General features: G+C 60.8%; 8 protein-coding genes and 1 pseudogene. 1 reads left to right on the top strand and 8 read right to left on the bottom strand.

Translation table 11 applies throughout. The features are described 5' to 3' along the window. Positions 1–80 precede the first annotated feature (80 nt). From P9272_RS35250 to P9272_RS35280, 7 genes are all read right to left on the bottom strand, one after another. Positions 81–578 carry a DUF995 domain-containing protein gene (locus tag P9272_RS35250; RefSeq protein WP_278164762.1) on the bottom strand — a complete coding sequence of 166 codons (498 nt, stop codon included), beginning with the start codon at positions 576–578 and terminating at the stop codon, positions 81–83. A 65-nt stretch (positions 579–643) separates the two neighbouring features. After that, positions 644–1,630: a glycoside hydrolase family 26 protein gene (locus tag P9272_RS35255; protein WP_278164764.1), complete on the bottom strand. Its 987-nt coding sequence runs from the start codon at positions 1,628–1,630 to the stop codon at positions 644–646. 34 nt (positions 1,631–1,664) lie between these two features. Continuing rightward, a complete protein-coding gene (locus P9272_RS35260; RefSeq protein ID WP_347404090.1) occupies positions 1,665–2,189 on the bottom strand; it encodes a DUF995 domain-containing protein in 525 nt (174 codons plus the stop codon). Then, positions 2,176–3,597 (bottom strand): UDP-glucose/GDP-mannose dehydrogenase family protein, encoded by a 1,422-nt coding sequence (locus P9272_RS35265; protein ID WP_278164766.1) that lies wholly within the window; start codon positions 3,595–3,597, stop codon positions 2,176–2,178. The genes P9272_RS35260 and P9272_RS35265 overlap by 14 nt, the downstream gene beginning before the upstream one ends. A gap of 16 nt (positions 3,598–3,613) precedes the next feature. Beyond that, positions 3,614–5,452 carry a glycosyltransferase family 2 protein gene (locus tag P9272_RS35270; protein ID WP_278164768.1) on the bottom strand — a complete coding sequence of 613 codons (1,839 nt, stop codon included), beginning with the start codon at positions 5,450–5,452 and terminating at the stop codon, positions 3,614–3,616. After that, complete coding sequence (gene galE / locus P9272_RS35275; RefSeq protein ID WP_278164770.1) at positions 5,449–6,435, bottom strand: UDP-glucose 4-epimerase GalE; 987 nt, start codon at positions 6,433–6,435, stop codon at positions 5,449–5,451. The genes P9272_RS35270 and galE overlap by 4 nt, the downstream gene beginning before the upstream one ends. Then, the gene (locus tag P9272_RS35280; RefSeq protein ID WP_278164772.1) at positions 6,436–7,449 is read right to left on the bottom strand and encodes a UDP-glucuronic acid decarboxylase family protein; all 1,014 of its coding nucleotides are present in this window, start codon (positions 7,447–7,449) and stop codon (positions 6,436–6,438) included. It lies immediately after the preceding gene. A gap of 407 nt (positions 7,450–7,856) precedes the next feature. On the opposite strand from P9272_RS35280, the gene P9272_RS35285 reads away from it, so the two are divergent. Then, positions 7,857–8,984: an AraC family transcriptional regulator gene (locus P9272_RS35285; RefSeq protein ID WP_278164774.1), complete on the top strand. Its 1,128-nt coding sequence runs from the start codon at positions 7,857–7,859 to the stop codon at positions 8,982–8,984. 49 nt (positions 8,985–9,033) lie between these two features. Here P9272_RS35285 and P9272_RS35290 read toward each other — a convergent pair. Next, a pseudogene (locus tag P9272_RS35290) lies at positions 9,034–9,222 on the bottom strand (integrase core domain-containing protein); the annotation flags it as partial. Positions 9,223–9,293: the final 71 nt, after the last annotated feature.

Raw genomic sequence — 9,293 nt, forward strand, 5'->3', positions numbered from 1 at the left:
CACTCGTCACCTCCGAATCCCTTCGGAAACCAGTGAATCACCGCTGCGGTCCGGTGGCGAGTGCCTATTTCAACAGCCGGCTAGAGCTCTTTGATGACCCGATCGCCCTTCACCAGCTTTCGCACGCCGTCATTCTTTCGCACCGGATTGTTGCGGAAGACATACCACTGGCCGCCCAGGCTGGGCCGCTGGTAGATGACGCCATTCTTTTCGCGATGCAGGAAGCAAGTAATGGCGCCGCTTCCGCGGTCGTTCTTGGCGGTCCATAGCGCGCGCATGCAGAGCCTGCCGCCGCTGGTTACATACCAGTCGCCTTCGCCATGACCGGCCTGCGTTCGTGCCACGAAACGCTTCCGGCCGTGCTCGTTCTCGGAAAAATATCCGGCTCCGTTCTTCTCCCACAGCCAGGTGCGGTTGGCGTAAAGCTGCTCAACCGCATCCGCCTTCATGGGAGCTGCGGCCGCAGCGAGCTTGGCGGTGGCATCGACAACCGGCTTCGGCGCTGCCGCGGCATTGCCAGCCGCGAGAAGGAGCGCGAGCAGCGCCGTAGTTACGACAGTTGAATGGGCTGAAGACATTTGCTTTTTTTCCAATAGGTAGCAGGGAAAAAGACCCGTCGCAGATCGCGACGGAAATGTGCGGTTCAATTCACAGTCGGTTTAGCCGCTGCGTTATTTTCGGTCACCGGATTCAGCGGGTGGTCCGCCACGCGCCAGTCAGGCCGGCCGACCTTTCGCGGCCAGGGATAGACTTCCAAGTCGTTGAAATAGACCACAGCTGTCATGGCAGGGAATTCGGCATGCGGCTTGTTCGCCTCCGAAGCCCAGTTCCGCACGTAGCTGTCGTCGCCTTCGTAGCCGAGCTCGGCTATGGCAACCGGTTTGCCGAAACCGGCCACGCGGTCGTAGCCCGGCTTCGTTCGCTCCACGAATGTCGTATCGTGGCCGGCTTCCAGCTTATCGTATGGCTGATAGCCGAAGACTGACAGGCCGATCACGTCGACGTATTTGTCACCCGGATAGAAGGCCTGAAGACCCTCGTCCCCTTTCGGCGACCACATGTACTTGGCATTCGGCAGGTGCTTGCGACAGACGTCGATCACGTGCCTGTAGGCCCTCACATAGCCATCCGCATTCCAGAACGACCAAGTGAATTGGCCGGTCTTGTCGTCCATTTCCTGCGCCCAGCGAATGGTAACCGGACTCTTCAGCTGTGCCGCCGCGGAGCAGACCGCGGACATGTTGGAATCGTAGCGACCAGCGAGAATTCCGCCCAGCAGGTTCTCCGGGCTCACGCGCCAGTCGCGGGCCCACGACCAGGGCTCGATGGTGATCAGCAACGACCGGCCGCGCTGGCTGGCGTAATCGTCCGCAACACTAAGGGTTGCCAGATCCACGTCTTCCCAGGGAAGAAAGATATGCTCGATCTTGGAGTTAGCGTCGTTGGTGTAGTCTCCATGCGGATCGTAGGCGCCGGGCGTGATGGCATCAGCCGCGATTAACGGGCGCTTATCTTGGAATGGGTTCCGACTGTCCACACTGGCGCCGGAGACGCCGCTCGCGGCGTAGACGGCGCCCGAAATGACCACCCCTCCAAACAGGATGAAGGTTGTCTTCAAAAAACTATTCACGGGATTCTCCTTTTTACTGTTCAAAGGGCTGCTCTCAGTCGAGTGCAGTCTTCACAGCTGAGATATGAGTTGACACGAGGTCCTTACGGACCAGGTTTTTTGCCTCGTCCTTGTCACGAGGCTGGGCATGGCGAAAGACGTACCAGCTGCCGTCTGGCTCGCGCTTCTGATAGATTGTCCCGTTATCGAGGCGGTGCGAAAAGCAGGTCATCGCCGGGAATTGGCCAGCCTTGGAATGCCACGTCGCATTGAGACACATCTGTCCCGTCTCGGTGATCATCCAGCGACCTTCGGCCCAGGATTTGCCGGTATCGTCATCGACCCAGGCACTGAACCCCCGCCCCTCGTCTACCAGATAACCCGCGCCTCCTTTCCACCGCCAACTCCTGCCCTGGTAGAGGGCGTGGATTTCGGCCGGCGTCATCACGCGCGCCGCCTTGGGCAACACGACTTCCTGCGCTGAAGCGCTCCAGGCTGATCCGACAAGCCACGAGAGCGTCAAGGCGGCCAAGGCGTTGGCGAAGCGGTTGAAACGTGATGTGTTGCTACGTGTTGACAACGGAGCCTCCCATGCTCTCTGAATTAGTTTGCCGCGATGTCGATGCCGCCTGGAGACCCGAATGTGTGCGCGGGCCCCTGCCGGCCGTCTCCTGTCGGAGGGTCGGGCGACCGATTGCCGAAACCCGAAAACCGAGGGCTTCGGCAACGCCTGAGGCGAAGGCGTTTCTTAGATCTATCAGGACGGCCTGACGCATGACTTTTTTCAGGCGCGCCAGATCGAGTTTGCGGATGCTGTCCCATTCCGTGACGACGACCACGGCGTCCGCACCGCGCGCGCATTCATAAGCATCGTCGTGGAGTTCGACGTCCGAAAGGATGCGGCTGGCATTTTCCGCGCCGACCGGGTCATAGGCGCGGATTTGGGCGCCGAAACGCTGCAGCGTCTCTATCAGCGGAACCGATGGCGCGTCGCGCATGTCGTCGGTGTCGGGTTTGAAGGTGAGACCCAGAACGGCGATCGTCCGGCCTTGCACGTCGTTGTCGAGAGCGTCCATGACCTTCAGGGCCATCCGGCGCTTGCGGGCTTCGTTGGCCGTCACGGTTTCTTCGACGATACGCACCGACACGCCATAGTCCTGCGCGGTGCGCAGAAGCGCCATGGTGTCTTTCGGGAAGCACGAGCCGCCGTAGCCGGGGCCCGCATTCAGGAAGCTGGTCCCGATACGCTTGTCGAGGCCCATGCCCAGCGCCAGTTCGCCGACATTGCTGCCAACCTGCTCGCAAAGATCGGCCATTTCGTTGATGAAGGTGATCTTAGTGGCCAGGAAAGCGTTGGCGGCGTACTTGATGAGCTCCGAAGTGCGGCGGCGAGTGACGACGATCGGGGTCTTCTTGGACTCCAGCGGAATTCCGTAAAGCGCGACCAGGCGCTCCTCGGCGACCTTGTCCTCGACGCCGATCACCACCCGGTCAGGCTCCAGGAAATCCTTGATGGCGACGCCTTCGCGAAGGAACTCAGGGTTGGAGGCGACGGAAAAAGTCCCGGCCTTGCGCGTCGATCCGACGATCTTGTGAACAACATCGCCGGTCCCCACGGGCACGGTCGACTTCACCACCACGACCGCATTGTCGTCGATCAGCGGCGCGAGTTCGCGAGCGGCCATGTAAACGAAGGAAAGGTCCGCATCGCCGTGACCGGGACGCGGCGGTGTGCCAACCGCGATGAACACGACCGCGGCTCCCTTGAGGGCTTCGGCGAGGTTGCATGTGAAGCTCAAACGGCCGGCGACCGAATTGCGCTCAACCAGTTCGTCCAGGCCCGGCTCGTAGATGGGCACGGCGCCGCGCCGAAGCGCCTCGATCTTCTGGGCATCCTTGTCGACGCAGACGACCTCGTTACCCCAGGCAGCGAAGCAGGTGCCGCTCACCAATCCGACATAGCCGGTTCCGATGATCGCAATCTTCATGTGAACACATCCCTTCTCATTGACTTTGTTCGCTGGCATCGCCTTCGCGCCAGCGTGGACTGAATATGGTCTTGTGCGTATCGCGCCCGCCGACACCTGCGCCGGCGACTGAGAAGCGATCGTCGAAGAGCGTAAAACTACGCGTTCCCCAAGCGAGCGCTTCGATGCCGTCGCGGCCCCTTTCGGCGGTAGCGAGGGTTGGCAGCGCGACCAGAGCAAGCAGGCTGGCCGCGAGCGCTGGCTGATAGAAGCGGGTACGGTAGCGGACCGTGTTTTCACGTGCATGCTGCACTACGATCATCACCAGCAGCACGATGTAGAAGCACGTGTTTACGATAGCGAAAACGTAGAAGCCGCGGGTCTCATAGTTGTCCTGGACTAGCAGCACCGGCAGGATCGATATCAGCACCACGAACAGGTATGGCGCCAGAACACGCAGCGGCAGCGCATCGACATCGGCCGCGCCCTTGGGAGTGACGCGGAAGTCGACGAAGGTTCCGGTCAGCCAGTCGCGGAACGCCGCGAAGGTTCCCGCCAGAACCCAGGGCCAGCGGGCAAGCAGAAACAGCATCGCCTCCCAGCTCAGGATCTTGCCGTCGACGGGCCGGAACGTTCCGCTTGCCCGCCACCAGAACGCCATGAGCAGTATCATCAGCGACTGGGGCGCAAAGTGCCGCAGGAAGTCCGGGTAAGTCACGCTGACGAAATTATCGCCATGGGCCAGGACGATCACCGGCAACAGGAACATCATGGCCAGGAAGAACGCGTACAGCGGATACCAGAACTGCGAGAACAAGAACTGCACCTTCAAGTGCAACGGCATCCGGCCGATCAGCTTCGGCGTGTACTGGAGAAGGATCATCACCAGGCTGCGGGACCACTGAAACTCCTGCGTGACGAGGTCAGCAAAGGTGCGTGGGCCGTCGCCATGGGCGATGGCATCCAGCGCATGCGCTCCGCGCCAGCCATGCGCGTTCATGAAAAGTGTCGTCGAGTGATCTTCAGCGAGTTCGGGACCCAGGCCACCGATTTCCTTCAGCGCAGCCGTACGGACGGCATAGTGCGATCCGATGCAAACCGTCGCGAAGCCGCCGTTGTAGCCGGCCTGCAGCGAACCGTGCATGCTTGCTTCGACATAGAGCCGTCCGCGGGCGGACCAGCTCTCATGTGCATTGCGGTCGCAGATGCTGGGCGCCGAAACGTAGCCGACAGCCGGATCCGCAAACGGACGCAGCATCTGGAACAGATAGTCCGGCTCGGGAACGTGATCCGCATCGAGCTGCGACACGAAATCATAATCCGCGTAGCCGTAGTGATCGTAGAAGAAGGCGAGGTTGCCTTCCTTGCACCGCGTGCGGCGAGGCCAGGACTGACGATGATAGTCGGCACGCCCCTTGCGCGTGGAGACGAACACGCCGTGGTCACGGCACCAAGCCAGCGTTTCGGGCGACGGATCCTCGTCGGCGAGCCAGGTGTCGTGCGGCACGTTCTGCGCCAGCATCGCCAGCAAGGTTTCCGCCACGACGTGGAACGGTTCCGACGGAGCCTTCGTCACCACCATCGCAACCCGGCTCCCGGTCGGGATCCGCAACGGTCCGGCGGGCTTCCGCGCATTGAAGAAGATGGTGATGAAGTAGACCGGAAGAACGGTTATCCATGCCAGCAGCAGGCTGACCAAGATTGAACCGAGAAGGTGGGTGTGGACGGCGTCCAGGATCCACCATTGCCAAAAATAGATCAGCGCGGCCGCCCAGAGCGCGACGCCGATGACATATTCGACGCGTTTGCGGCCGGCGAATATCGGGACCATCAAGGGATCCTCCCTTGTGGGCATGTCGAGCCGGGGCTTTGTCATCCCTGTAGCTCCAGGCCGAAGGTCGGAGCCGCGGAGCGGATGATCGTGTCCAGGTCCGAATAGGCCGCAAGAAACCCGAGCTTCTCGGCCGCGAATGAAGGGTCCGCATAAAGCGCCGGCGGGTCACCGGCACGGCGAGCGCGCATCTCGATCGGAACGTTGCGACCCGTGATACGGGCGATGGCGTCGAGGATTTCACGGATGGACGTTCCGCGGCCGGTGCCGAGATTGACAGCCAGATTTGCACCGTCGTTGCTGAGACGTTCGACCGCCAGAACATGCGCTCGAGCCAGGTCGACAACATGGATGTAATCACGCATGCAGGTGCCGTCGGGCGTATCGTAGTCGTTGCCGTAAACCTCGAGAAAATCGATCGTGCCGGCAGCAGCCATCATCGCGCGCGGAATGAGGTGCGTCTCAGGATCATGATCTTCCTTCAGCTCGCCATCGAGATCGGCGCCGCATGCATTGAAGTAGCGCAGCGCCACAAAACGTAGGCCATAGGCCGCCGAATAGTCGGCGAGCATATGTTCCGCGATCAGCTTTGTACGGCCGTAGGGATTGATCGGCTGCTGGATTTCCCGTTCCTGAATCGGCAGGTTGCGGGGAACGCCGTAGGTGGCACAGCTCGAAGAGAAGACCACGTCGCGCGTGCCCGTCAGGCGGCATGCTTCGAGCAGGGACTGCGTGCCTGCGACATTGTTGCGGTAATATTTGGCCGGGTTCTCGACGGACTCTCCGACATAGGCCGAGGCGGCAAAATGGATGACCGCAGACGGCCTGTGCTCCTCGATCGCGGCGACCAGGTGCGCCGTGTCGAGAATGTCGCCCTTGACCAACGGTCCCCAGCGCACCGCCGCGCGATGCCCGGTCGTGAGATTGTCATAGACAACAGGTTCGTAACCCTGCTTCGACAGCAGTTTGGACGTATGGCTGCCTATGAAACCGGCCCCGCCGACCACAAGCACAGTGTTCGCTGACATTTACGCAGCCTCGACAAGCTTCGCGGAGGTCTTGGTCAGCTGACGCTCGAAATAGGTGATCGTCGACGTCAGGCCCTGTTCCAGTGCGACAGTCGGCTCCCAGCCGAGTTCTTTCTTGGCAACTGAGATATCTGGCCGACGCTGGCGCGGATCGTCGACCGGAAGCGGGTGGTAGACGATCTTGGACTTGGTGCCCGTCATAGCGACGATGCGCTCCGCAAGCTCACGGACCGTGAACTCGCCCGGATTGCCGATGTTGACGGGTGTGTGGATGGCCGGCTCGGCGTACATCAGCCGGTGGAAGCCCTCGATCAGGTCGTCCACGTAGCAGAACGAACGCGTCTGCGACCCGTCGCCATATATCGTGATGTCCTCGCCCTTGAGAGCCTGGACGATGAAATTGGACACGACGCGGCCGTCATCGGGGCGCATGCGCGGACCGTAGGTGTTGAAGATGCGCACGACGCGGATGTCGAGCCCGTGCTGCTTGTGGAAATCGTAGAACAGCGTCTCGGCCGATCGCTTGCCCTCGTCATAGCAGGCCCGCGGACCGAACGAATTGACGTTGCCCCAATACGCTTCCGGCTGCGGGTGAACGTGGGGATCGCCGTAAACTTCCGAGGTGGAGGCCTGGAAGATCCGTGCATGGTTGCGCACAGCGAGTTCCAGGAGGTTGAGCGAACCGATCACACTCGTCTTCATCGTGTGGATCGGGTCAAGCTGGTAGTGCGGCGGCGAAGCAGGGCACGCCAGGTTGTAGATTTCGTCAACCGGCAGATCGAGCGGCTCGACGATGTCGTGGCGCACGAAGCTGAACCCTTCGAAGCCCCTGAGATGGCGCAGGTTTTCCAAGCGGCCGGTGGAGAAATTGTCCACGCAAAGGACCGTATTGCCCTCGATCAGCAGGCGCTCGCAGAGATGGGAACCCAGGAACCCTGCACCACCTGCTACAAGTATCCTGCGCCTAGAAGTAGACAAAGGTTTTAGATTCTTGGAGCTGAAAACTATACTCATCGCCGCCTGCCTCACTAACTCCCGGAAGACGACTTTTTGACCTTCGTTACTCGCGAAGATCTCGGAAGAATCCGCATTCGTCTTTCATGGCCCAACTGATGCCGGAATTAGCAGCTTCCCCCAGGGCGTAGCGATATCGGGAAATCCGGATACTTATCAAAACGTCCATTTCTCCGAAGATGTGCGAGGGTAGATTCGCACGATGCCGTTGGCCCGGTGGACGCTTACGGCAACGTCTGGGCCGGCAATCGATGGCGTGGATACGTCGATCCTCGTTCGTCGGACTTCCGGCGACTGTCCCCGCCGTGTCTAGGAGGCTGCGGGCGAAAACAAAACTAGGAGAACTTTAACGAAAACCGTTCTAGGCCTTGGGTTGGTCGCATTCCGGGTAGTGGCTGGACTGCAGGATGCCTGAAGATAACAATGCCCCCCCGCCCGTGGAACGCCGACGCTGGCCGCGCGTGTCTCAAGAACCTCTCGGCAAGGACGAGAACACCACAGCGTCTCTCGTTGCGCTGTGCTTCGAAACGGAGAGCCTTCCTCCCCTTGAGCAGTTCTCCGCGTGGCGGGAACATATCGCCTCGCTGGCGGAAGCGCGGCTGCCGGACAACGTCGCACCGGATGATGGTTTCCCCGTGCGGCAGGCGGTTTGGAACCTCGGCGGAATGCTGCTTTTGCAACAGACCGTGCCAGCCTTCAGCTACGAACGATCGCCGGACATGGTGCGGTTCAGTCCGCTCGACCACTGGCTGATCACCTTTCTCAGGACCGGCCGCTCATGGACAGGTTTCGACGGACGGGTGACCGAAAACGAGCCCGGCATGATGGAGATCCGTTCGCTTGGTAACCCATTCAGGGGGCGTGCCCTGGCGTCGGAGTCGCTCACGCTTGTCGTTCCGGACGATCAGTTTGCGGATCGCGGCGGCCTACCGCCGGCAAGCAGCAATACCGTCCTCGGCGGTCGCAGGGTGAAGTTGCTGTACGATCACATGGTTGGCCTTGAGACCAATCTTAGCGGTCTCTCACAGGATGACCTGCCGGGCATCAAGAGCCGCTTGCTAGAAATGATCCTCGATACCGTGGCACCATTCCTAGATCGCGGCGACAGCGAGCGTGTATCGCAGATCGGTTTGATGACGCGGGCGCGGCGCTTGATCCGCAAGAACCTCATCTCGTCGGACCTGACGCCCGAGGCCTTGAGCCGCGAGCTTGCGATATCGAGGACGCGGCTCTACGAACTCTTTGAACCCGTTGGCGGTGTGGCGAAGTACATTCGCCAACATCGTCTTCTGGCGGCCCACAGAATGCTTACGGACCCGTCCGACCGGCGGACGATTGCCGAAGTGGGCCTGGCGATAGGCTACGACTCGGCCGCGAATTTCAGCCGCGCCTTCACGCAGCAGTTCGGTTACAGTCCAAGCAACATCCGCACGCATCGTACGAGTTCTGATGTCCAGTTCGATGCGCGTGTGGAGAATAGTGCCGTCACTTTCGATGGTCTGCTGCAAACGCTGGGAGTGCATACGTGGAATTGATTGCAAGGCAACTGGTGACCTGCCACTGTCATCCAGCGGCGATTAGAGCCTAGGCCGTTTCTGTTACGCCGTGAGGCGCGGGTTGAGCAACCGGCGGAGACGCGAAGCCGTCAATGGGCGCAGCGTCGGAGCCGGTTGCGGTGAGGGTTCCGGCGAAGGCCGGCGGGGTCTGGTATCCGAAAGAGGAATGGGGTCTCGCGGTGTTGAAGTCCTGCCTCCATTCGGCGATGGCGCACCTTCGCGGCGAATTGAAGAGTGAACAGGAGCCGATCCTGGTCATCTGTTACGTTCATGATCCAGGGCGTCATG

It is taken from the genome of Mesorhizobium sp. WSM4976 (assembly GCF_029625685.1).
In the GTDB taxonomy this organism is placed as follows: Bacteria; Pseudomonadota; Alphaproteobacteria; order Rhizobiales; family Rhizobiaceae; genus Mesorhizobium.

Bases quoted from the DNA above. Each gene is read 5' to 3' on its own strand.
- P9272_RS35250 (WP_278164762.1), bottom strand. From the start codon at position 578: ATGTCTTCAGCCCATTCAACTGTCGTAACTACGGCGCTGCTCGCGCTC.
- P9272_RS35265 (WP_278164766.1), bottom strand. From the start codon at position 3,597: ATGAAGATTGCGATCATCGGAACCGGCTATGTCGGATTGGTGAGCGGC.
- P9272_RS35270 (WP_278164768.1), bottom strand. From the start codon at position 5,452: ATGACAAAGCCCCGGCTCGACATGCCCACAAGGGAGGATCCCTTGATG.
- galE (WP_278164770.1), bottom strand. From the start codon at position 6,435: ATGTCAGCGAACACTGTGCTTGTGGTCGGCGGGGCCGGTTTCATAGGC.
- P9272_RS35280 (WP_278164772.1), bottom strand. From the start codon at position 7,449: ATGAGTATAGTTTTCAGCTCCAAGAATCTAAAACCTTTGTCTACTTCT.
- P9272_RS35285 (WP_278164774.1), top strand. From the start codon at position 7,857: ATGCCTGAAGATAACAATGCCCCCCCGCCCGTGGAACGCCGACGCTGG.